We start from the raw sequence: 22,086 nt of genomic DNA on the forward strand, positions 1-22,086 counted from the left end.
CGCGGTGAGCAGCACCAGCATCGACGACCTGCTGAGCTTCGAGGAGGAGCGGCCGGGGCCTGCCGGCCGGTCCCGGGGCGGGCGGGTCGGCCGGGTGTTCCGCGCCCTGGCCGGCATCGCGGCGGTCGTGGTGGTGCTGGTCGCCGGCCTGCGCGTGGTGGGGCTCCGGGTCTCCCTGCCGGTCCTGGTCGTCGGGGTGGTCGCCCTGTTCGTGGTGCGCCGGGTCGTCGCCGCCCTCGCGCCCACGCCCCCGTCCCGGGCCGGTGCCCGGGGCCCGGCCGGCGACGACGACGGCACGTGGAACTGGGGTGCCCGGGACGCGCTGCGCACCGCGATCAACGGCTGGGAGCGCCCGCTGGACTGGTGCGGGAGCAGCCGGGAGCGGTTCGCCGAGCGGGTCCTGCCGCGGCTCGGCGAACTGGCCGACGAGCGGCTGCGTCAGCGTCACGGCCTGACCCGCGAGTCGGACCCGGCCCGCGCCCGCGCCCTGCTGGGCGACCGGCTCTGGACCTTTCTCAGCACGCCCTCCCGCCGCCCCCCGTCGCCGCGCGACCTCGCGGCGATCGTCGCCGAACTGGAGAAGATATGAACGACGTGGACCGCAGCATGCCCGCCGCGGAGGTCGGCCACCTCGCCCGGTCGGTGCTGGAGGCGGTCGGTCAGGTCGTGGTCGGCAAGCGGGACGCGCTGGAGCTGGTCCTCGCCGGCATCCTGGCCGGCGGGCACGTGCTGCTGGAGGACCTGCCGGGCCTGGGCAAGACGCTGACGGCGCGCTCCTTCGCGCAGGCGCTCGGGCTGGACTTCCGCCGGCTCCAGTTCACCCCCGACCTGCTGCCGGCCGACGTCACCGGCTCGTTCCTCTACGACCAGCGCAGCGGCGACTTCGCGTTCCGGGCCGGCCCGGTCTTCACCAACCTGCTCCTCGCCGACGAGATCAACCGGACCCCGCCGAAGACCCAGTCGGCCCTGCTGGAGGCGATGCAGGAGAAGCAGGTCTCGGTCGAGGGCGTCACCTACCGGCTGGACGAGCCGTTCCACGTGCTGGCCACCGCCAACCCCATCGAGTACGAGGGCACCTACCCGCTGCCCGAGGCGCAGCTCGACCGGTTCCTCCTGCGGGTCTCCTTCGGCTACCCCGAGCACGAGGAGGAGTGGGAGGTGCTGCGCCGGCGGATGGCCCGCCGCCGCGAGGAGGCGGACATCAAGCCCGTGGTCGACGCGGCCACCCTGCGCGCCATGCAGGCCGCGCTGGAGGACGTGGTGGTCGAGGACTCCGTCGGTCGCTACATCGTCGCGCTGACCGCCGCCACCCGGGAGCACCCGTCGGTGCTGGTGGGCGCCTCGCCGCGCGGCTCGCTGGCGCTGCTGCTGCTGGCCCGGGTGCGGGCCGTGATGGCCGGCCGCGACTACGTGGTGCCGGAGGACGTCAAGGAGGTCGCGGCGCCCGCGCTGGCGCACCGGATCACGCTGCGTCCGGAGATGTGGCTGCGCCGCGTCGACCCGTCCTTCGTGGTCGGCGAGGTGCTGGAGGCGACCCCGGCGCCGGCCAGCGGGGCGCTGCCCAGCTACGCCGCCGGCCGGCCCGGGCACTGATGGTCGCGCCCGCCGTGCCGCCCCGCACCGAGTCGCCGGAGCAGGGGCCGCAGCCCGCGACCGGCTGGGTGCCCACCTGGGCGCTCGGCCGGGCGGTGCTGCTCACCGGCCTGCTGCTGATCGCGGGGGTGCTGCTCGGCCGGGTCGACCTGATCGTGCTGGCCGCCCCGTTCGCGATCGGCACCGCGTACGCGCTGCGCCGCCGGCCGGCCGCCCTGCCGCAGGTCTGGATCTCCGCCGACGAGGGGCACCTGGTCGAGGGCGGCGAGCTGACCGGCACGGTCAGCGTCGGCAACCCGGACCTGCTCGACTACGACGTGGCGGTGGTCCGCAGCCGGGTCTCGCCGTGGCTGCGGGTGGAGCGGGCCACGATCGCCGGGGCGGTGGCCGCGCCCGGCGCCCCCTCGGCCGTCGTCCCGTCCGTCGCCGACCGGCCCTTCGTGACCGCCGTCCCGACCGACGCGGCCGTCGACCTGGAGCTGGCCGGCACGGCGCTGCGCTGGGGCCGGCACCCGGTCGGCCCGGCCGGCGCCCGGGTCGCCGCCGCGCAGGGCCTGCTGGTCTCCCGCGCGGTGGTCACCGAGCCGGCCCGGGTCCGGGTCTACCCGAGGACCGAGCCGTTCGACGCGGTCGAGGCGATGCCCCGGGCCGCCGGCCTGGTCGGGGCGCACCACTCGCGCCGGCCCGGCGAGGGCGGGGAACTGGCCGGCGTGCGGGTCTTCGCCCCGGGCGACCGGCTGCGCCGGATCGACTGGCGCGTGTCGCTGCGCGCCCGGCAACTGCACGTCGCGGCCACCCTCTCCGACCGGGACGCCGAGGTGGTGGTGCTGCTCGACGTGCTCGCCGAGGCGGGCCGCTCCGGCGGCGTGTCCGGCGCCGCCTCCGTGCTGGACACCACGGTCCGGGCCGCCGCCGCGATCGCCGAGCACTACCTGCACCGCGGCGACCGGGTGTCGATGCTGGAGTACGGCCCGGCCGCCCGCCGGCTGCGCCCGGCCACCGGCCGCCGGCAGTACCTGACCGTCCTGGAGTGGCTGCTCGACGTGCGCGCCGAGTCCTCCCCGCACGAGCCGTACGACCAGGTCTTCGGGCCGCAGTTGCTCTCCGCGGACGCGCTGGTGGTGGTCCTCACCCCGCTGCTGGACGAGCGGTCGGCGCAGATGCTGGCCCGGCTGGCCCGCTCGGGGCGGTTCGTCGTCGCGGTGGACACCCTGCCGGCCGACCTCGCCCCGCCCAAGGACCGGGGCTGGGCCGAGGTGGCGTACCGGCTGTGGCGGCTGGACCGGGACACCATGATCGGGCAGTTGCGGGAGCACGGCGTGCCGGTGGTGCGCTGGGCCGGCGCGGGCAGCCTCGACCAGGTGCTGCGGGACGTGGCGCGGCTGGCCACCGCCCCGAGGGTGGGGGCCCGATGAAACCGGTCGAGCGCGTCCGGGCGGTGCGGTACGCCGCCGCCCGGGTCAGCCTGACGCCGCTGCTGGTCCGCGCCGGCATCTTCCTCACCACGCTGGTCGGGCTGGTGGTGGCCTACCCGTCGCAGGTGCTCCTCGGCCAGCCGCTGCTCGCCCTGGTCGTGGTGGCGCTGCTGCCGGCGCTCGGGCCGCGCCGGGTCTGGCCGACCTTCGCCGCGCTGGTCACGGTCGCCGGCTGGCTGGTCGCCACCGACGGGTACGGCCGGCCCATCGCGCTCTGGCGGCTGCTCGCCGTGGCGGCCGTGCTCTACCTCACGCACACCCTCTGCGCGCTGGCCGCCGTCCTGCCGTACGACGCGGTGGTCGACCCGGACGTGATCGTGCGTTGGCTCGCGCGGGCCGGCGCGGTGCTGCTGGGCACCTTCGTGCTCGGCGTGCTCCTCGTGGAGATCGGCGGCCTCGGCGACGGCGCCGGATCCCAACTCGCGACCGCGGCCGGACTACTGACGGCGATAGCGTTGACAGCGTTGCTGGGGTGGCTGCTGCGCCGCCGTTAACCTGCCGGTAACAGCAGTTGCGCAGGTCACAGGGGTTGTGCTCCGTCACAGAAGAGGGGCGCGATCGGGATTAGCCGGGCCGCGCCGGGAAAGATAGATGACGTGAATCCGAAGCGGATCCTTGTGGTGGGTGCCGGGCACGTCGGTCTCTACGCGGCCCTGCGCCTGTCGAAGAAGCTCAGCTCCCGTGAGGCTGAGGTCATCGTGGTGGACCCTCAGCCCCACATGACCTACCAGCCCTTCCTGCCCGAGGCCGCGGCCGGCAACATCTCGCCCCGGCACTCCGTGGTGCCGCTGCGACGCGAGTTGCGGCGGTGCAAGGTGGTGGCGGGCGCCGTGACGCGGATCGACCACGACCGCAAGACCGCCGTCGTGCAGCCGATCAGCGGCCCGACCCGGGAGATCCCGTACGACCACGTCGTCGTCGCCCCCGGCTCGGTCTCGCGGACGCTGCCGATCCCCGGCCTGCACGAGCACGGCATCGGCTTCAAGACCATCGGTGAGGCCATCTACCTGCGCAACCACGTGCTGGACCGGCTCGACGTGGCCGCCGTCACGCCGGACCCGGAGGTCCGCCGGTCCGCGCTGACCTTCACCTTCGTCGGCGGCGGCTATGCCGGCATCGAGGCGCTCGCCGAGATGGAGGACATGGCCCGGGACGCGCTGAGGTACTACCCGGAGCTCAAGCCGGAGGACATGCGCTGGGTGCTGGTCGAGGCGACCCAGCGGGTGCTGCCGGAGGTCGACCGGGACATGGGCGCCTACACGGTCCAGCAGCTGCTCAAGCGGAACATGGACATCCGGCTGGACACCCGCCTGGAGTCCTGCGTCGACGGGGTGGTGAAGCTCTCCGACGGCGACAGCTTCCGCTCCGACACCATCGTCTGGACGGCCGGCGTCAAGCCGTCGCCGATGCTGGACGCGACGGACTTCCCCCGCGACGAGCGGCGCCGGGTCACCTGCCTGCCGACCCTCCAGATCGTCGACGGCGACCGGGCGGTCGAGGGCGCCTGGAGCGCCGGTGACTGCGCGGCGGTGCCGGACCTGACCAAGGAGCCGGGCAACTACTGCTCGCCGAGCGCCCAGCACGCGGTCCGCCAGGCCGCCCGGATGGCCGACAACATCGCCAACGTGGTGCGCGGCCGGGAGCCGGTGGAGTACAAGCACAAGCACGCCGGCAGCGTGGCCAGCCTCGGCCTGCACAAGGGCGTCGCCCAGGTGTACGGGATCAAGATGACCGGCTGGCCGGCATGGTTCATGCACCGGACGTACCACATGAGCCGGATCCCGTCGTTCAACCGGAAGGTCCGGGTGGTGGTCGACTGGTCCCTGGCGTTCTTCCTCAAGCGCGAGGTGGTCGCCCTGGGCCAGCTGCACGACCCGCGCGAGGAGTTCGCCGAGGCGTCCCAGCCCGCCGGCGCCGGCCGGGCCTGACCGAGCACCACCGCCGGCCCCTCCGCTCGAGCGGAGGGGCCGGCGGCCTGTGTGGGCGGGTTCACGCCGCGCCGCCTCGGGCGGGCGGGCGCCGGTCAGACCCGCCAGATCCAGGCGTCGGCGATCCGGGTCGACGGCCCGTAGAGCTGCTCCAGCGTGCCGCGCAGGCTGTCGGCGTGCGGGGTGTCGACGGCCAGCGCGACGCAGGAGGCACCCCAGAAGTCGGCGTCCTTCGCGGCCTGCCGCCGCTGCTGGTCCCCGATCACCGGCTGCCCGCCGCGTCTGGCGACCTCCGTCAGCAGGGCGGACGTGGGCAGCTTGTAGGTGCCCATCGCCGCCGTGCCGCCCCGGCCGTACGGGCCGATGAAGAAGCCCTCCGGCATGCCGAACGCGGCGTCGGCGGCGGTGGCCCAGCGCATCGGCCACGGCTCCTGCGGCGTGGCGAGCGGCACCGGCACCAGCACCCCGCCCGGCTCGACGCACTGCCGCCAGTGGCCGGCCGTGACGAACTCCGGCACCGGCGGGCGCTCGGCGGTGGGCAGCGGGGCGGGCAGCAGCGGCAGCAGCGCCACGCCGACCGCCGCCGGGACCAGCCGCCGGGCCCGGCCCGCGCCGCGCAGCGCCCGGTCGGCCGCGAGCACCAGCAGCGTGGCGATCAGCGGGAGCGTCGCGAGGGCGAACCGCATCGGCAGCGCGCCGTCCACCACGGGCAGCCCGGAGAGCAGTGTGTACGGCCCCGGCACGGCGGTGCGCTCACCGTCGAGCACCACCCGGGGGCCGAGCGACAGCGCCCCCATCGCCAGCGCCCCGACCACGCACGCGACGGCCAGCGGGCGGCGACCCAGCCAGACCGCGCAGGCGGTGGTGACCAGCAGCAGGGGCCACCCGAGGAAGGTGTTGTACTCGGCCGGGCCGGTGGTCAGCCGGGCGGCTCCGTCGCTGCCGACCACCGACAGCGGCGACACCGTCCACCAGCTGCGCAGGTCAGCCGAGAAGTAGTGCGGGCTGAACATGCCGTCCGCGACGCCCTGCGGCCCGGCGAACTGGAACCACAGCGGCCAGGCCAGCACGAGCAGGGCCAGCCCGGCGGCGAGCACCATCCCGCCGGCGAAGCCGGGCAGGGCGCGGCGGGCCAGGCCACGGTCCGTCACGGCGTACGTGACCGCCATCACCAGCAGCGTCAGCGCGCAGAGGAAGAGCACCTCCTCGCCGATGAAGACCTGCGCCGTGACCGCCGCCGCCAGGCCGACGGCCGAGCTGACGACCCGCCGGCGGTCCGGCCCGTCGGTGGTGACCCGGCCGGCGGGGTCGGCGGCGCGCAGCAGCCGGACCACCAGCCAGACGATCACCGGGACCAGCCACTGGGCGGTCATGTGCAGGTGGCTGTTGGTCTGCGAGACCATGCCCGGGCCGAAGCCGCAGAGGGCGGCGCCCAGCGCGGCGGCGACCCGGTGGGCGCCCAGCGTCCGGGTGAAGAGTAGATACCAGGCGACGGCGGTGCCGGCCAGGTTCGCCAGCGCCAGCAGCGCGAAGGTGACCGGTGCCCCGAGCAGCAGGGTGACCGGGGCGAGGAGGATCCCCAGCGCGATGACCGTGGTGTTGGTCATCAGGTTCACCCCGTCCGGCGCGTTGAGCCGGTCGGTGAGCAGGTCGAAGTCGCCGAGCAGCGCCCGCGCGTCGACGGCGAGGAACCACTCGTAGAGGGCCTGGTCCGCCGGGTTCAGCGCGAGGACCCGGGTCGTCGGGTCGGGCCAGAGCCCGTGGGTGAGCCAGCCGGCCAGCGCGACGAAGAGGAGCCCGACCGTGACGCCCGCCCGGTGCCGGGAGACCGTCGTCAGCAGGCGGGCCGGCGAGAGCCGGCGCGGCAGCCGGTCGGCGGCGAGGACGGCCTGGTCAGGGGCGGCGTCGGGGGCCGTGGGGGCTGCGCTGCTCACGGCCTCGACCCTAGTGCGACCCGGGCGTCGGGGTACGCCGGGTCGCCGCCGACCGGCTACCGTGACACTGCACCAGGCGTGTCGACGCGCCCGGTGTCACCCGCCCGGGTGGTGGAACGGCAGACACGGCCGCCTTAAAAGCGGCTGCCGCAAGGCGTGCGGGTTCGACCCCCGCCCCGGGCACCCCACCACTCTCAGCATCCGCTCAGCTTGGCGATCACCACGCGGCTGCCCTGGGCGTTTACTCTTGAGGGGCACGTTCACGTGCAACGACCCCCTGAGGGAGGCCTGACAGTGAAGACTTCGAACCCGGTGCTCGCCCGGCTCGGCCAGGCGGCCGAGCGGGAGCGTTCCGCCGGGTACGCCCCGACCGGGCCCTATGGACAGCCCGGCTACCCCCAGCAGTACCCGACGGAGGCCGGCTACCCGGCGGCTCCGCCGGCCGTCAACACCATGTCGGTCGACGACGTGGTGGTCAAGACCGTCACCCTCCTCGGCATCCTCGGCGTCTCCGCCGCGGCCGCCTGGGTGCTGGTGCCGGACGCCCTGCTCGGTGCCGCCTGGATCGGCGCGGCGGTGGTCGGCCTGGTGCTCGGCCTGATCATCTCGTTCTCCCGGATGGCGAACCCGGCGCTGGTGGTCGCGTACGCCGTCGTCGAGGGCGTCTTCGTCGGCATGGTGAGCAAGTTCTTCGACTCGCTCTACGACGGCATCGTGCTCCAGGCGGTGACCGCCACCTTCGGCGTCTTCTTCGTGATGGCGATGCTCTACAAGGCGAAGGTCATCCGGGCGACCCCGAAGTTCGTCAAGGGCATGATCGCCGTGATGGCGGGCCTCTTCGCCGTCATGATGATCAACCTCGTGCTCGCGCTCTTCGACATCAACACCGGCCTGCGTGACGGCAGCCCGCTGGCGATCGGCTTCAGCCTGGTCTGCATCGTGGTCGCCTCGCTGAGCTTCGTGCTCAGCTTCAAGGAGATCGAGGACGGCGTCCGGATGGGCCTGCCGCAGCGCTACTCCTGGGTCGCCGCCTTCGGCATCCTGGTGAGCCTGGTCTGGCTCTACATCGAGATCCTGCGCCTGCTGAGCTACTTCCAGGGCGACGACTGACCGTCGTCCGCGACCGACCGGAGCCCGTCCCCGCTGCCGCGGGGGCGGGCGCCGTCGTTTCCGCATCCGCGCCGGTCCCGGCGTTTCGCGCCGCCGCCCGGCCGCCGGGGGCAGAGTGACTGCGTGGGGGTACGCCGAGCAGGGAGGCGACGTGCGCAGCAGCAACCCGGTGCTCACCCGGTTCGACGAGACCGTCCGGGTGCAGAGCCGGGTGCTGGGCGCCGGCGACCCGGAGGCGATGACCGTCGACGACGTCGTGGCCCGTACGGTCGGGCTGCTGCTGCTCACCGGGGCCACCGGCGCCGCGGCCTGGGTGCTCGTGCCGCCGGCGGCGTGGCTCCCCGCCGCGCTGGCCGGCACCGCGCTGGCCGGGATCGCGCTGGTCGTGGTCATCTCCTGGCGCGGCATCACCAACCCGGTGCCGATGGTCGGCTACGCCCTGCTCCAGGGGCTGCTGCTCGGGGTGGCCAGCCGGGCCTTCGAGCTGGTCCACCCGGGCGTCGTCGTCCAGGCGGTCACGGGCACCTTCGGGGTCTTCCTCGGCATGGCGCTGCTCTACCGGGCCCGCCTCGTCCGGGCCACGCCTCGGCTGGCCCGGCTGGTCGTCGGCACGCTGTTCGGGATCGTCGTGCTCAGCGTGGTCAACCTGCTGGCGTACCTGGTCTCCGGCCGGCAGGGGCTGGCGGTCTACGGACTGACCGGCGAGGTCGGCTGGTTGCCGTACGCCTTCTCGGTGGTGGCGATCGTCGCCGGCGCGTTCAGCTTCGTCCTCGACTTCGACCTGGTCGAGCGCTCGGTACGCGACGGCCTGCCCCGCCGCTACGCCTGGCTCTGCGCGTTCGGCCTGCTGACCGGCCTGGTCTTCCTCTACTGGCAGTTCCTGCGCCTGCTCGGCTACCTGCGCCGCTGACCCGGCCTCCACCCGCCCGCCCGCGCCCGGCAGGGTGGGTCCGTAGACTCGGGCGGTGAGCGCAGGGGAGCTGAGCCGGGCGGTGGACCTGCTGGTCCGTCAGGTCGGGCACTGGCAGCAGCCGCGCTGGTCGGCCACGGCCGCCGGCGGCAACGTGTCGCGTGCCGACCTGGTGCACCGGCTGGTGCAGGAGGTCGCCAACCTGGCCGCCGACGCCGCGGGCGAGCCCCGGCGGGTGGTGCCCCGGCTCGACAACGACCTCGCGCTGCCCGACCAGCTCCGGGTGGTGGCCGCCGACATGGTCGCCGCGGCCCCGCCGCCCCGGGCGCTGGCGCGGGCCGCCGCCGAGGTGACGGCGACCCGCGAAGCGCTCTAGGCGTTCTCCTCCCGGTCCCGGCCCGCCGGGCCGGGCTCCGGGGTCAGCTCAGGCGCTCGATCACCATGGCCATGCCCTGGCCGCCGCCGACGCACATGGTCTCCAGGCCGATGGTCCTGTCGTGCCAGTCGAGGGCGTTGAGCAGGGTGCCGGTGATCCGCGCGCCGGTCATGCCGAACGGGTGCCCGACGGCGATGGCGCCGCCCATCACGTTCAGCTTCTCCAGCGGGATGTCGAGCTGGCGGTACGAGGGGATCACCTGGGCGGCGAACGCCTCGTTGATCTCCACCAGGTCGACGTCGTCGATGGTCATGCCGGCCCGCTCGAGTGCCTGCCGGGTGGCCTCGACCGGGCCGAGGCCCATGATCTCCGGCGACAGGGCGGTCACGCCGGTGGAGACGATCCGGGCCAGCGGGGTGATCCCGAGGTCCTTCGCCTTCTGGGCGCTCATGACCACCACGGCGGCCGCGCCGTCGTTGAGCGGGCAGCAGTTGCCGGCGGTGATCCGGCCGTCCGGGCGGAACACCGGCTTCAGGCCGGAGACCGCCTCCAGGGTGACCCCGGGCCGGGGGCCGTCGTCGGTGCCGACCACCGTGCCGTCCGGCGTGGTGACCGGGGTGATCTCCCGGGCCCAGAAGCCGTCGGCGATGGCCTTCTCGGCGAGGTTCTGGCTGCGTACGCCGACCTCGTCCATGTCGGCGCGGGTCACGTCGTGGACCTGGGCCAGGTTCTCGGCGGTCTGCCCCATGGTCAGGTAGATGTCCGGCAGCTCGCCCGCCTCGCGCGGGTCGGTCCAGACCGGCGCGCCGCCCTGGGCGCGGGCCTTCGAGCGCTCGGCCGCCGCCGCGAAGCGCGGGTTCTCCCAGCCGCCGCCGACCAGCGCCTGCGCCTCGGGCGGGAGGCCGTCGGAGTTGCCGCGGGCGTACCGGGAGACGGTCTCCACGCCGGCGGAGATGAAGACGTCGCCCTCGCCGGCCCGGATCGCGTGCATCGCCATCCGGGTGGTCTGCAGCGAGGACGCGCAGTAGCGGGTGAGGGTCGCGCCGGGCAGGGTGTCCAGGCCCATCAGGGTGGCGACGACCCGGGCCATGTTGAAGCCCTGCTCGCCGCCGGGCAGGCCGCAGCCCAGGTAGAGGTCGTCGATCTCGGTCGGGTCGAGCTGGGGGACCTTGTCCAGGGCGGCCCGCACGATGGTCGCGGCGAGGTCGTCCGGGCGGACGTCGCGCAGGGACCCCTTGTGCGCCCGGCCGATGGGGGAGCGGGCGGTGGCGACGATGACGGCGTCGCGGGACGACTCAGTCGGCATGGAGCCAACGTTAACCCGTCGGTAACTTCGCGCGGAAGCTGGCGGCCGACCGGGAAATGTCACGTCCGGCGGGGGCGCGACGCCCGGCGGGCCAGCGGCGGGACGCGACCGCGGCGGCCGGCGGGTCAGCGGCGGGACGCGACCGCGGCGGCCGCCGCGACGGCGGGCAGCAGGGCGTGCGCCCAGACCCGGTAGCCGTCGGCGGAGGGGTGGTAGCCGTCGTGGCACAGGGTGCCCGCGTCGGCGCGGAACACCGGACCCGTCTCGGTGGCCAGGTCGACCACCGTGCCCCCGGCGTCGAGCACCGCCGCCGTCTGCGCGCGGGCGACCCGCCGCCCGGACCAGCCGACCAGGTGCCGCAGCGGCGGCGCGATCGCGCGTACGGCGCCGAGGTCGGGGCAGGTGCCGACGACCACCTCCACCCGGGCCTCGCGGAGCCGGTGCACGGCCGCCGCGAGGTAGGCGGCGGCCTCCGCCGGCCGACGCAGGGTGGTGGCGTCGTTGGCACCGATCAGGATCACCGCCACGTCGGGGCGCTCGCCGAGCAGCGCCCGGGCCACCTGGGTGGCGAGGTCGGTCGAGCGGGAGCCGGAGACGCCGACGCTGGACAGGTGCACCTGCCGGCCGTTCGGGCCCTCGGCGAGCAGGTTGGCCAGCTGGCCGCCGATGGTGTCGTCGAGGCGTTCGACCCCGACGCCGAGGGCGGACGAGTCGCCGAGCAGCACCAGCCGCACCGGCGGGGCGCCGGCCCGCCCGACCGTGGCGCGCAGCGCCAGCCCGAGCTCCGGCTGGGCGTAGTGGCGGTGCCGGGCGACGAAGGCCTGACCGGCGAGGACGGCGGCGCCGCCGACCGTGCCGGCGACCAGGGAGAGTGCCGCGGCCCGACCCAGTCGACCGGCGAGCCCCGAGGGGATGAAGCGTTCGCTCATGCCAGTCCCTCCAGAGTGGGTGAGTCGGCGGCGGGGCCGGGTTGCGGCACCGCGCCGACACCGAAGAAGGCCCGTCGGCGCAGCTGCGCCCACCGACCGGCGGGGCCGCGGTCGCGCCCCCGCACCTGGGTGCCGCTGACCTCGGTGCCCGCGTGTCGAGCGGCCTCCTGGGCGGCCGCGGGGAGCGAGCGTACGCCCTCGCCCCGGGCCGGGGTGGTGCGCCGCTCCTGCCCGGCGCCCAGCGCGGACAGCACGGTCGGCAACAGCGCGGCGGCGGCCACGGCGTAGCCCTCCGCCGAGGGGTGGAACCGGTCCCAGGCGAACATCCGGGTCGGCTCGGCGGTGAACCGGGGGCCGAGCAGGTCACCGAGGGAGACCGTCCAGCCGCCGGCCTCGACCACGGCCACCGTCTGGGCGGCGGCGAGCTGCCGGCTCCAGCGCCGGGCCAGCCAGCGCAGCGGCGGCTGGATCGGGCGGATCGCGCCCAGGTCGGGGCAGGTGCCGACGACCACCTCGCAGCCGGCGGCGCGCAGCGTGCGGACGGCCTCGACCAGATAGCGCACCGCCAGGCCGGGCGGCGTGCGGTTGGTCACGTCGTTGCCGCCGATCAGGATCACGGCGACGTCGGGCCCGCACTCCAGCGCCGCCTCCACCTGGTGCTTCAGCACGGCCGAGATGGCGCCGACCACCGCGAACCGGTGCAGCCGGACGGGCCGCTGGAGGCGGCGGGACAGGCCGGTGGCGAGCAGGGCGCCCGGCGTCTCCCGGCGGCGGTGCACGCCGTAGCCGGCGGCCGACGAGTCGCCCAGCACGACCATGGTGACCGGTGGGCCGGGCAGCTTCGCGCCGTAGACCCCGTCGCAGCGGGGCGGCGGCGCCTCGGCCATCGGGATCGTGCGGCGGGCCTGCCGGGCCTGCCCGAGGAGCACGCCGCCGGTCGCCACCGCGGCGGCCGCCGTGGCACCCGTGCCGATCGCCGCCAGGCGGGCGATCTGCCGAGCGCGTTGCCAGCGCGAACCAACCGGGACAGCGGAACCAACGACCCCCATGCAGCGACATTATCGCGCCGGAACGACACGCCGCCGTCGTCGTGTCGGCTCGCGGATGGCTGGAAGACGACCGTCCTGGGTACCTGTTCCGGTGACCGGGCGACAGTTGCGCCGGCACGTCACCCTGGCACGCGGAGAGGGGCCGAACATGGGGAAGACATTGAAGCGGAGCGCCGCGTTCAGCGCGCTGGCGAGGGCGCTCGCGGCGGGGTCGCGGGGCGGGCCGTCACTCGGGGCGCGGCTCGCGGCGCTGCCCCGGATGATCCGGGCGACCACCCGGGGGGAGTACGACGGTGGCCTGCGGCTGGCCCTGATGACCGCCGCGACGGCGTACATCGTCTCGCCGATCGACCTGCTGCCGGAGATCCCGCTGGCGATCTTCGGGCTGGCCGACGACGCGGTCATGGTGACCTGGCTGGCCGGCAGCGTGCTCGCCGAGACCGAGCGGTTCCTGGAGTGGGAGGCCCGCCGCAGCTCCGTGATCCCCGGGCACGTGGTGTCCTGAGCCGACGTACCCTGAGGCGTCGAGAAAACGTCTGCCCGGCCGCCGCCGGCGGCGCCGGAGGAGAAGGGCAACAACGAGGTGCGGTACTACGACAACGTCGTCGAGCTGATCGGCAACACCCCGCTGGTACGGCTGCGCAACGTCACGGCCGGCATCCAGGCCACCGTGCTGGCGAAGGTGGAGTACCTCAACCCGGGCGGGTCGGTGAAGGACCGGATCGCGCTGCGGATGGTGGAGGACGCGGAGAAGGCGGGCATCCTCCAGCCCGGCGGCACGATCGTCGAGCCGACCAGCGGCAACACGGGCGTCGGCCTGGCCCTGGTGGCCCAGCTCAAGGGCTACAAGTGCGTCTTCGTCTGCCCCGACAAGGTCAGCCAGGACAAGCAGGACGTGCTGCGGGCGTACGGCGCGGAGGTGGTGGTCTGCCCGACCGCCGTGGCGCCGGAGGACCCGCGCTCCTACTACAACGTCTCCGACCGGCTGGCCCGGGAGATCCCCGGCGCCTGGAAGCCCAACCAGTACAGCAACCCGGCCAACCCGCGCTCGCACTACGAGACCACCGGCCCGGAGCTGTGGGAGCAGACCGGGGGCGGGCTCACCCACTTCGTGGCGGGCGTCGGCACCGGCGGCACCATCTCCGGCATCGGCCGCTACCTGAAGGAGGCGTCGGAGGGCCGGGTCAAGGTCATCGGCGCCGACCCGGAGGGCTCGGTCTACTCGGGCGGCACCGGCCGGCCGTACCTGGTCGAGGGCGTCGGCGAGGACTTCTGGCCGGAGACGTACGACCGGGGCCTCGCCGACGAGATCATCGAGGTCTCCGACAAGGCGTCGTTCGAGATGACCCGGCGGCTGGCCCGCGAGGAGGGCCTGCTGGTCGGCGGCTCCTGCGGCATGGCCGTGGTGGCCGCCCTGGAGGTGGCCCGCAAGGCCGGCCCGGACGACGTGGTCGTGGTGCTGCTGCCGGACAGCGGCAAGGGCTACCTGTCGAAGATCTTCAACGACACCTGGATGGCCCGGTACGGCTTCCTGGACAACTCCGGCACGGAGCCGACGGTCGCCGACGCGCTGGCCAACAAGCCGGGCGGCCTGCCCGAGCTGGTGCACGTCCACCCGACCGAGACGGTCCGCGACGCGATCGACTACATGCGCGAGTACGGCGTCTCGCAGCTACCGGTGCTCAAGGCCGAGCCCCCGGTGGTGACCGGCGAGGTGGCCGGCTCGATCGCCGAGAAGGACCTGCTCGACGCGCTGTTCACCGGCCAGGCGCACCTGCACGACACGATCGAGCGGCACATGGCCGAGCCGCTGCCGATGATCGGCGGCGGGCAGCCGGTGAGCGAGGCGGTCGGCCTGCTGGAGAAGTCCGACGCCGCCCTGGTGCTGGTCGACGGCAAGCCGAAGGGTGTCCTCACCCGGCAGGACCTGCTCGCCCACCTCGGCGCCCGCTGACGGTGTAAGGAAGGGCCCCTTGTTAACGCTATGCGTTAACAAGGGGCCCTTCCTTACACGCAGACGGCGGTCAGAGCGGTCGGTCGTACCGGAGTTGGGGCACGACCACCGGGCCGAGGTGCTCGTCCCGTGCGGTGCCGGTGCGTACCCAGCCGCCGCGCTCGTAGAAGCGCCGGGCGTGCGCGTTCGACGCCAGCACCCACAGCACCGCCCGCGACCAGCCGCGCGAGCGCATGGCGTCCAGCGCGTCGACCATGAGGGCCCGCCCGGTGCCCCGGCCGCGCTCGGCCGGGTCGAGGTGGAGGGCGTTGAGCAGCCCCGTCGCCGGGTCGCCCTCGTCGTCGGGGCCGAGGTAGCTGAAGCCGACCAGCCGGCCGTCGCGTTCGGCGACGGTCATCCGGTGGTCGTCGCGCTCCCACCCCCACCGCTCGGCCCAGTACCGCCCCATCGCCTCCGGTCCCGGCTCGGCCAGCGCCTCGGGCGGGACGAACGACGCGTACGCCGCGACCCGGGACCGCTGGTGCAGGGCGCCGACCGGCATCAGGTCGGCCGCGGTGGCGGGGCGGAGGGTGACCGTCACCCGGCCGAGGCTACCCGCCGGGGCGGGACCTGCACGGTGGTCAGGTCCTCGGCGATCACCAGGTCGCCGTCGAAGTGCGCGCGGGCCTCGTCGGCGAAGCGGGCCGCGTCCGCGTACCGCTGCGAGAAGTGGGTGAGCACGAGCCGGCGTACGCCCGACTCGGCCGCCACCCGCGCGGCCTGGCCCGCCGTGAGGTGGCCGACCTCGGCGGCGAGCGCGGCCTCCGAGTCGAGGAAGGTCGACTCGATGACCAGCAGGTCGGCGTGCTCGGCGAGGGCGTAGACCCCGTCGCAGAGCCCGGTGTCCATCACGAACGCGAACCGCTGCCCGGGCCGGGGCACGCTCACCTCCTCCCGGGTGACGCGGCGCCCGTCGAGGTCGAGGTGGCCGACCCGGTTCAGCTCGCCGACGGCCGGCCCGGCGATGCCGTACGCGGCCAGCTTCTCCGGCAGCATCCGGCAGCCGTCCGGCTCGACGAGCCGGTAGCCGTACGTCTCGATCGGGTGCCGCAGCCGGCGGGCCTCTAGCGTGCCGACGCCCAGGGTGATCCGCTGCCCGTCGGCCTCGATCGGCTCGACGCGCAGCTCGGCGGTCTCGTGGAAGGAGCTGGCGTGCCGCAGCCGGGCGAAGTATTCCGCGCCGCCGGCCGGGAAGTGCACCGCCACCGGGTGCGGCACCCGGTCCAGCGAGAGCCGCTGGATGGTGCCGGGCAGGCCGAGGCAGTGGTCGCCGTGGAAGTGGGTGACGCAGATCCGGGTCAGGTCGGTGGCGGTGACCGTGGAGTGCAGGAGCTGCCGCTGGCTGCCCTCGCCCGGGTCGAAGAGGATCACCTCGTCGTCCCAGCGCAGCACGTACCCGTTGTGGTTGCGCTGCCGGGTCGGGGCCTGGCTGGCCGTTCCGAGCACCACCAGCTCGCGCATCGACACGGTTGACCTCCGGCTGCGTCGACCACCCGGCCCGGAAAAGGGTCGACCCCCGGGCTTCCGCGCTCGCGCGCGGGCCGGCTGGACTGGGCCGGCACCCCGGGGGTCGGGTGGCTGTCGTGGATTCGCCGCACCGCTGCCACACGGTCTCGACGATGGTGCCTGTGCCCGCCTCGCGGCGGACGAGTTTACTGTCGAGGACAGCGGCTAGCGGACAGCCACCTCACGAGTCCGATTGCTATACAAGTCTGGACCACCTCCTTTCCCGTGTACGGCCACGCTATCCAGCGGCCGGGCCGGCGGCAACGGATTTCGATCACAGGCCCCCGGGGAATACGTTCAGGGGGTTTCCGTGATGCCGATGGGTCCCTCGCGGGGGCCCTCCTCGCTGGCCGGCTGCACGGCCAGCGACGGGAAGTCGGCCAGGTCGCCCTCCGGCTCGGCGTCCCACTCGGGGAAGACCAGGTCGCTCTGGAGGTAGAGGCAGAGCAGTTGGGTGAGCTGGCGCAGCCCGTCGAGGTGGGTGCGCTCGTGCCCGTGGGTGGCGTCCACGCCGAAGCCGAGCAGGGCCACCCGGGCGTGCGCCCCGGCCTCCACCGCCGCCGCCACGTCCGAGCGGTAGTAGTCGAAGACGTCCCGGACCAGGCGCACCCCGTGCTCGGCGGCGATCGAGGCCAGGTTGCGGGTCAGGTGGTAGTCGAACGGCCCGACGCCGTCGCCCATCGCCAGGGTGGCCGCGTCCTCCCGGGACTGCTGGCCGGGGGCGACCACCGCCGCGTCCACGGAGACGATCTCCGCGACGTCCGGGTCCAGCCCGTGGCTGGCCCCGTGCCCGATCTCCTCCGTCACGGTGACCAGCAGGTGCGCGGTGACCGCCGGGCGTACGCCGGCGTCGACCATCGCCTTGAACGCGGTCAGCACCGCCGCCACGCCCGCCTTGTCGTCCAGGTGTCGGGACTTGACGTACCCGGAGGGGGTGACCGTCGGGTTCGGCAGGAACGCGACGAAGTCACCGGCGTCGATGCCCAGCGCGCGCAGGCCGGCGATGTCGTCGACCGGCTCGTCGACCCGCACCTCGACCTGCTCCCAGCCGATGCCCTGGGAGTCGACGGCCTCGTTGTAGCGGTGCCCGCTGGCCTTCAGGGGGAGCACCTGCCCGGTGATCACCCGGTCCAGGTCGTCGGTGAAGATCCGCACGTGCGCGCCCTCGGCGAACCGGGCGCTGTGCGTGCCGATCGGCTTCAGCTCCAGCCGGCCGTTCTCCTTCAGCCGCTTGACCATGCCGCCGATGGTGTCGGTGTGCACCACGATCGCCCGGTCGGCGCCGGTGGAGCGGGGGCCGGGCAGGAAGGCGCTCAGCGCGCCGCGCCGGGTCAGCGTGGAGCCGATGCCGAGCGCGGAGAGCCGCTCGCCCACGTACTGCTGCACGTGGTCCGTACGCCCGGACGGGCTCGGGACCTCCAGCAGCTCCACCAGCACCTGGCGCAGGTAGTCCAGGTCGATCTCCAGAGGTCTCGGGCTCACGCGGCGCCTCCCGGGCCGACCGGGGACCAGAGCCGCTGCGGCGCGCGGGTGCCCGGGAAGAGCAGGTCGACGAAGCGCTCGGCGGTCGGCTGCGGCTCGTGGTTGGCCAGGCCGGGCCGCTCGTTGGCCTCGATGAAGACGTGCTCGGGCCCGTCCGGCGCTTCGACCAGCAGGTCCAGCCCGGTGACCGGGATGTCCAGCGCGCGGCTGGCCGTCACGCACGCCTCGGCGATCGCCGGGTGCAGCTCGGCGGTGACGTCGTGGATGGTGCCGCCGGTGTGCAGGTTGGCGGTCTTGCGTACGGCCAGCACCTGCCCCTCGGGCAGCACGTCGTGCAGCTCGTGGCCGACCTCGGCCAGCACGTCCCGGGTCATGTCGTCGATCGGGATCGTGGACTCGCCGCCCGTGGCGGCGGCCCGGCGGCGGCTCTGTCGCTCGATCAGCTCGGCGATGTCGTGCACCCCGTCGCCGGTGATCGAGGCGGGCCGACGGACCGCGGCGGCCACCACCTCGTGGTCGATGACGACCACCCGCAGGTCCTCGCCGGCACGCATCTCCTCGATCAGCACGTCCGGGCAGAACCGGGCGGCCAGTTCGACGGCGGCGGCCAGCGCCTCGGGGGTGCGTACGCCCACCGTGATGCCGTTGCCCTGCTCGCCCCGCGCCGGCTTGACCACCACCCGGCCGGCCTCGGCGAGGAAGGCCGCGTCGCCGTCGTCGCCCGTGGCGGTCCGCCCGCGCGGCACCGACAGGCCCGCCTCGGCGAGGATCCGGCGGGTCACCCGCTTGTCGTCGCAGCGGCTCATCGCCACCGCCGAGGTCAGCTCCGACAGCGACTCGCGGGTCCGGACGGTGCGCCCGCCGCTGGTCAGCCGCAGCTCGCCCCAGGCCGGGTCGGTCACCTCCACCCGGATGCCGCGGCGCATCGCCTCGTCGGCGACGATCGTCGCGTACGGGTTGAGCTGGTCGTACCCCTCGGGCGTGGCGGGCAGGAAGAGCCGCTCGTTGATCGGGTTCTTCCGCTTCACGCAGAGCGTCGACGTCCGGTAGAAGCCGAGTCGCTCGTAGAGCCGGATCGCCCCGGCGTTCTCCGCGAGCACGGACAGGTCCACGTACGCCCGGCCGCGCGCGACCAGCCGGGCGGCCAGCGCGGTGATCAGGGCCTGGCCGGTGCCGGGCGGCGCCGTGTTGAAGTCGACGGTGAGGCACCACAGGCTGGCCCCGTTGTCCGGGTCGTCGAAGACCGCGACGTGGTCGACGCCGGTGATGGTGCCGACGACCTCGCCGGTGGCGTCCTCGGCGACCAGGTGCAGGAAGCGGTCGGTGCGGGCGTTGGCGACGAGCACGTCGACCGGGGCGGTGACCATGCCGTTGCGGGCGTAGATCCGGTTCACCGCGTCCGCGTCGGCGGCGTCGGCCAGCGGGCGGATCGCCAGCCCCGGGACGTCGTCGTCGGCCGGCCGGTCGCCGTCCAGCGGCAGCCGGTAGGTCAGCGACGGGTCGATGAACAGCTCGTCGGGCAGCCGGGACACCAGCACGTGCGGGTCGCGCAGGTAGATGCAGATGTCCCGGGAGCCGGCGGCCTCGGAACGCAGCACGGCGGCGACGGCGGCCTGGTCGGCGAAGGTCTGCCCGAAGACGAGCCGGCCCCAGCCGCAGTCCAGCACCACGTCGGTGTCGCCCTCGCGGGCGGGCGTCTCCGGTGTGCCCGGGGCCATCGGGTCGCCGCCGGGCCCGACCCGCTCCCGTCGCCGGCCGCCACGGAACCGGTCGGACCGGGCCGTGCCGGTCGCCAGGGTGTCGGTCACGGTCAGTCGATTCCGTGGCTCTGGAGCCACATTTCCAGGAGTCCGAGTTGCCACAGCTTGTTTCCGTTCAGCGGGGTCAGTTCGGCGTTCGGGTCGGCGAGCAGCGCGTCGACGTAGTCGGCGCGGAACAGGTCGCGGCGGCGGGCCTCGGGCGCGGAGAGCGCGTCGCGTACCCGGTCGAGGAGCTTGCCCTCCAGGTGGGTGAGGCCGGGGACCGGGAAGTAGCCCTTCGGCCGGTCGATGACCTCGTGCGGCAGCACCCGGCGGCCGATCTCCTTGAGCACCCCCTTGCCGCCCTGCGCCAGCTTGAGTTCCGGCGGGCAGCTCGCGGCCAGTTCGACGAACTCGTGGTCGAGGAACGGCACCCGGGCCTCCAGCCCGTGCGCCATGGTCATGTTGTCCACCCGCTTGACCGGGTCGTCGGTCAGCATGACCTGGGTGTCGATCCGCAGCCCGGCGTCGACCGCGGTCTGGGCGCCGGCCCGGCCGAGGTGCGCGGCCACGAACTCCCGGGCCGGGTCGCCGTCGGCCAGCCAGGCCGGGTTCAGCACCTGGGCCAGCCCGGCCGCGTCCCGGTCGAGGAACGCCCGGGCGTACGTGTCGAGCGCCTGGTCCCGGCCGACGCGGGCGAGCGGCGGATACCAGTGGTAGCCGCCGAGGATCTCGTCCGCGCCCTGGCCGGACTGGACCACCTTGACGTGCTGCGACACCACCTCGCTGAGCAGGTAGAACGCCACGCAGTCGTGGCTGACCATCGGCTCGGACATCGCGGCGACGGCCGCTTCCAGCGGCGGCACCAGGTCGGCGGCGGCCACCCGGATCTGGTGGTGGTCGGTGTCGAACGTCTTCGCGACGAGGTCCGAGTAGCGGAACTCGTCACCCTCCCGGCCGCCGACGGAGTCGAAGCCGATGGAGAAGGTGGAGAGCCCGCGCTGGCCCTCGCCGGCGAGCAGGGCGACCACCAGGCTGGAGTCCAGGCCACCGGAGAGCAGCACGCCGACCGGCACGTCGGCGACCATCCGCCGGCGCACGGCGGTGGTCAGCGACTCGAGCAGGGCGTCCTGCCAGTCCTTCTCGGACCAGCCGGCCCGCTCGGCGGCGCGGGTGAAGGCCGGGTCCCAGTAGACCCGCTCGGAGGTGCCGTCGGCCTCGTAGACCCGTACGGTCGCCGGGGGCAGCTTGGCGACGCCGCGCAGGATGGTGCGTGGCGGCGGCACGATGCTGTGGAAGCTCAGGTAGTGCGCGAGCGCGACCGGGTCGATGGTCGTGTCGATCCCGCCGCCGGCCAGCAGCGCGGGCAGGGTGCTGGCGAAGCGCACCACGCCCGGCGTCTCGGCCACGTAGAGCGGCTTGATGCCGAGCCGGTCCCGGGCCAGCACCAGCCGGCCGGTGTCCCGCTCGCTGATCGCCACGGCGAACATGCCGACCAGGTGGTCGACGAAGTCGGGCCCCCACTCCGCGTACGCCTTGAGCACGACCTCGCTGTCGCCGAAGGAGAAGAAGCGGTGGCCCTTGGCCTGGAGCTCCTCGCGCAGCTCGCGGTAGTTGTAGACGCACCCGTTGAAGACTCCGGTCAGCCCCGCGTCCGGGTCGACCAGCGGCTGCCCGCTCGCGGCGGAGAGGTCGATGATCTTCAGTCGTCGGTGTCCGAGGGCCGTCGGGCCCTGGGCCCAGACGCCGCTGTCGTCGGGCCCCCGGTCGCTCATCGTGGCCGCCATGCGCTCCACCGCCGACACGTCGGCGCGCGAGCCGTCACGGCGGAACTCTCCCGCAAGTCCGCACATGCGAGGCAATGCTGCCAGAGGCCGGTGCGGTTCGCCCGTTGAGCTGATGTCGGGGGAGTGGGCGGTTGCTAGGATGCGCGCCTTCGCGTGTCAAGCCCCCGGGCCGGCCGGAGTTTTCCCGCCCGGCATCGCCCGGTGCCTGATTGGAAACGGGCCTGCGGTGTGACAAACACCGCAGACCCGTTCGCGGGCGTCGCGCGGGCTCAGCCGGCGGTGCGGGCGATGCCCACCGGGCAGCTCAGCCCGTTCGGGCCGTGGTTGCAGTACCCGTTCGGGTTCTTCGTGGGTGCGAGGTACTGCTGGTGATGATCCTCGGCGAGGTAGTAGGCGCCGAGCCGGTCGATCTCCGTGGTGATCTCGCCCTTGCCGGCGCGCGCCACGATCGGCGCGAACGCGTCCCGCGACGCCTGCGCGGTGGCGAGCTGCTCGTCGGTGGTGGCGTAGATCGTCGACCGGTACTGGGTGCCCACGTCGTTGCCCTGGCGCATGCCCTGGGTCGGGTCGTGGTTCTCCCAGAAGACCTTGAGCAGGTCCTCGTAGCTGATCGTGCTGGGGTCGTAGACCACCTGGACCACCTCGGCGTGCCCTGTCATGCCCGAGCACACCTCCTCGTACGTCGGGTTCGGCGTGATGCCGCCCGCGTAGCCGGCCGACGTGGTGAGCACGCCGGGCAGGGTCCAGAACAGCCGCTCGGCGCCCCAGAAACAGCCCATGCCGAACACGGCCACCTGCGAGCCCTCCGGGAACGGACCCTTGAGGGGGGTGCCCAGCACCTCGTGCCGGTCCGCGACGGGCATCGCGATCAGACGACCCGGCAGGGCCTGGTCGGGGGTGGGCAGCTCGGCCTTCATACGGCGCAGGAACACGGTGGGACTCCTCTCGTACCTCTCCCAGCGTGCAACA

19 protein-coding genes, 1 tRNA gene and 1 pseudogene are annotated in these 22,086 nt (G+C 74.2%); 11 read left to right on the plus strand and 10 right to left on the minus strand.

The annotated features are described in order from the left end of the window. Positions 1–4 precede the first annotated feature (4 nt). The 5 genes from ACZ6Q9_RS10170 (at position 5) to ACZ6Q9_RS10190 (ending at position 4,996) form a co-directional block, all read left to right on the plus strand. A complete protein-coding gene (locus tag ACZ6Q9_RS10170; RefSeq protein WP_396828981.1) occupies positions 5–589 on the plus strand; it encodes a hypothetical protein in 585 nt (194 codons plus the stop codon). Beyond that, positions 586–1,593 (plus strand): AAA family ATPase, encoded by a 1,008-nt coding sequence (locus tag ACZ6Q9_RS10175; protein ID WP_350703340.1) that lies wholly within the window; start codon positions 586–588, stop codon positions 1,591–1,593. Before ACZ6Q9_RS10170 ends, ACZ6Q9_RS10175 begins: the two co-directional genes overlap by 4 nt. Beyond that, positions 1,593–3,008, plus strand: a complete 1,416-nt coding sequence (locus ACZ6Q9_RS10180) for a DUF58 domain-containing protein (RefSeq protein ID WP_396828980.1) — start codon at positions 1,593–1,595, stop codon at positions 3,006–3,008. The genes ACZ6Q9_RS10175 and ACZ6Q9_RS10180 overlap by 1 nt, the downstream gene beginning before the upstream one ends. Then, positions 3,005–3,562: a hypothetical protein gene (locus ACZ6Q9_RS10185; RefSeq protein WP_396828979.1), complete on the plus strand. Its 558-nt coding sequence runs from the start codon at positions 3,005–3,007 to the stop codon at positions 3,560–3,562. Before ACZ6Q9_RS10180 ends, ACZ6Q9_RS10185 begins: the two co-directional genes overlap by 4 nt. 102 nt (positions 3,563–3,664) lie before the next feature. Beyond that, positions 3,665–4,996 carry an NAD(P)/FAD-dependent oxidoreductase gene (locus tag ACZ6Q9_RS10190; RefSeq protein ID WP_393258657.1) on the plus strand — a complete coding sequence of 444 codons (1,332 nt, stop codon included), beginning with the start codon at positions 3,665–3,667 and terminating at the stop codon, positions 4,994–4,996. A gap of 95 nt (positions 4,997–5,091) precedes the next feature. Here the strand turns inward: ACZ6Q9_RS10190 and ACZ6Q9_RS10195 are convergent, their stop codons facing one another. Next, positions 5,092–6,930, minus strand: a complete 1,839-nt coding sequence (locus tag ACZ6Q9_RS10195; protein WP_393452631.1) for a DUF6311 domain-containing protein — start codon at positions 6,928–6,930, stop codon at positions 5,092–5,094. A gap of 102 nt (positions 6,931–7,032) precedes the next feature. Between ACZ6Q9_RS10195 and ACZ6Q9_RS10200 the strand changes: the two genes are divergently transcribed. From ACZ6Q9_RS10200 to ACZ6Q9_RS10215, 4 genes are all read left to right on the plus strand, one after another. Then, positions 7,033–7,113: transfer RNA gene (locus tag ACZ6Q9_RS10200), tRNA-Leu, on the plus strand. Positions 7,114–7,224: 111 nt separating this feature from the next. Then, positions 7,225–8,040, plus strand: a complete 816-nt coding sequence (locus ACZ6Q9_RS10205; RefSeq protein WP_393258660.1) for a Bax inhibitor-1/YccA family protein — start codon at positions 7,225–7,227, stop codon at positions 8,038–8,040. Between the two features lie 151 nt (positions 8,041–8,191). Next, positions 8,192–8,950, plus strand: coding sequence for a Bax inhibitor-1/YccA family protein (locus ACZ6Q9_RS10210; protein ID WP_396828978.1), 759 nt, complete (start codon positions 8,192–8,194; stop codon positions 8,948–8,950). A gap of 55 nt (positions 8,951–9,005) precedes the next feature. After that, a complete protein-coding gene (locus ACZ6Q9_RS10215; protein WP_396828977.1) occupies positions 9,006–9,326 on the plus strand; it encodes a hypothetical protein in 321 nt (106 codons plus the stop codon). Positions 9,327–9,369: 43 nt separating this feature from the next. Here the strand turns inward: ACZ6Q9_RS10215 and ACZ6Q9_RS10220 are convergent, their stop codons facing one another. The 3 genes and pseudogenes from ACZ6Q9_RS10220 to ACZ6Q9_RS10230 all read right to left on the minus strand — a co-directional run. After that, a complete protein-coding gene (locus ACZ6Q9_RS10220; RefSeq protein WP_396828976.1) occupies positions 9,370–10,632 on the minus strand; it encodes an acetyl-CoA C-acetyltransferase in 1,263 nt (420 codons plus the stop codon). Between the two features lie 125 nt (positions 10,633–10,757). Beyond that, positions 10,758–11,561, minus strand: a complete 804-nt coding sequence (locus tag ACZ6Q9_RS10225; protein WP_396829068.1) for an SGNH/GDSL hydrolase family protein — start codon at positions 11,559–11,561, stop codon at positions 10,758–10,760. Continuing rightward, a pseudogene (locus tag ACZ6Q9_RS10230) lies at positions 11,550–12,610 on the minus strand (SGNH/GDSL hydrolase family protein); the annotation flags it as partial. The pseudogene ACZ6Q9_RS10230 and the gene ACZ6Q9_RS10225, both read right to left, overlap by 12 nt. A gap of 148 nt (positions 12,611–12,758) precedes the next feature. On the opposite strand from ACZ6Q9_RS10230, the gene ACZ6Q9_RS10235 reads away from it, so the two are divergent. Both ACZ6Q9_RS10235 and ACZ6Q9_RS10240 read left to right on the plus strand, forming a co-directional pair. Beyond that, positions 12,759–13,115: a YkvA family protein gene (locus tag ACZ6Q9_RS10235; RefSeq protein ID WP_357462538.1), complete on the plus strand. Its 357-nt coding sequence runs from the start codon at positions 12,759–12,761 to the stop codon at positions 13,113–13,115. A 78-nt stretch (positions 13,116–13,193) separates the two neighbouring features. After that, complete coding sequence (locus tag ACZ6Q9_RS10240) at positions 13,194–14,564, plus strand: cystathionine beta-synthase (RefSeq protein WP_350703322.1); 1,371 nt, start codon at positions 13,194–13,196, stop codon at positions 14,562–14,564. 70 nt (positions 14,565–14,634) lie between these two features. On the opposite strand, the gene ACZ6Q9_RS10245 is transcribed toward ACZ6Q9_RS10240, so the two are convergent. The 6 genes from ACZ6Q9_RS10245 to msrA all read right to left on the minus strand — a co-directional run bounded on the left by ACZ6Q9_RS10245 (position 14,635) and on the right by msrA (position 22,049). Beyond that, on the minus strand, positions 14,635–15,144 hold the full coding sequence (locus ACZ6Q9_RS10245; protein WP_396828975.1) for a GNAT family N-acetyltransferase: 510 nt from the start codon (positions 15,142–15,144) through the stop codon (positions 14,635–14,637). Next, complete coding sequence (locus ACZ6Q9_RS10250; protein ID WP_396828974.1) at positions 15,141–16,070, minus strand: ribonuclease Z; 930 nt, start codon at positions 16,068–16,070, stop codon at positions 15,141–15,143. The genes ACZ6Q9_RS10245 and ACZ6Q9_RS10250 overlap by 4 nt, the downstream gene beginning before the upstream one ends. A 336-nt stretch (positions 16,071–16,406) precedes the next feature. Continuing rightward, the gene (locus ACZ6Q9_RS10255; protein ID WP_396828973.1) at positions 16,407–17,591 is read right to left on the minus strand and encodes an osmoprotectant NAGGN system M42 family peptidase; all 1,185 of its coding nucleotides are present in this window, start codon (positions 17,589–17,591) and stop codon (positions 16,407–16,409) included. Next, positions 17,588–19,399, minus strand: coding sequence for an N-acetylglutaminylglutamine synthetase (gene ngg / locus ACZ6Q9_RS10260; protein WP_396828972.1), 1,812 nt, complete (start codon positions 19,397–19,399; stop codon positions 17,588–17,590). Before ngg ends, ACZ6Q9_RS10255 begins: the two co-directional genes overlap by 4 nt. A 2-nt stretch (positions 19,400–19,401) precedes the next feature. After that, positions 19,402–21,183, minus strand: coding sequence for an N-acetylglutaminylglutamine amidotransferase (locus ACZ6Q9_RS10265; protein ID WP_396828971.1), 1,782 nt, complete (start codon positions 21,181–21,183; stop codon positions 19,402–19,404). 203 nt (positions 21,184–21,386) lie between these two features. Next, positions 21,387–22,049 (minus strand): peptide-methionine (S)-S-oxide reductase MsrA, encoded by a 663-nt coding sequence (gene msrA, locus ACZ6Q9_RS10270; RefSeq protein ID WP_393258674.1) that lies wholly within the window; start codon positions 22,047–22,049, stop codon positions 21,387–21,389. Between the last annotated feature and the right edge of the window lie 37 nt (positions 22,050–22,086).

This window comes from Micromonospora sp. NPDC049139 (assembly GCF_055586845.1).

Bases quoted from the DNA above. Each gene is read 5' to 3' on its own strand.
- ACZ6Q9_RS10175 (WP_350703340.1), top strand. From the start codon at position 586: ATGAACGACGTGGACCGCAGCATGCCCGCCGCGGAGGTCGGCCACCTC.
- ACZ6Q9_RS10180 (WP_396828980.1), top strand. From the start codon at position 1,593: ATGGTCGCGCCCGCCGTGCCGCCCCGCACCGAGTCGCCGGAGCAGGGG.
- ACZ6Q9_RS10185 (WP_396828979.1), top strand. From the start codon at position 3,005: ATGAAACCGGTCGAGCGCGTCCGGGCGGTGCGGTACGCCGCCGCCCGG.
- ACZ6Q9_RS10220 (WP_396828976.1), bottom strand. From the start codon at position 10,632: ATGCCGACTGAGTCGTCCCGCGACGCCGTCATCGTCGCCACCGCCCGC.
- ACZ6Q9_RS10225 (WP_396829068.1), bottom strand. From the start codon at position 11,561: ATGAGCGAACGCTTCATCCCCTCGGGGCTCGCCGGTCGACTGGGTCGG.
- ACZ6Q9_RS10235 (WP_357462538.1), top strand. From the start codon at position 12,759: ATGGGGAAGACATTGAAGCGGAGCGCCGCGTTCAGCGCGCTGGCGAGG.
- ACZ6Q9_RS10265 (WP_396828971.1), bottom strand. From the start codon at position 21,183: ATGTGCGGACTTGCGGGAGAGTTCCGCCGTGACGGCTCGCGCGCCGAC.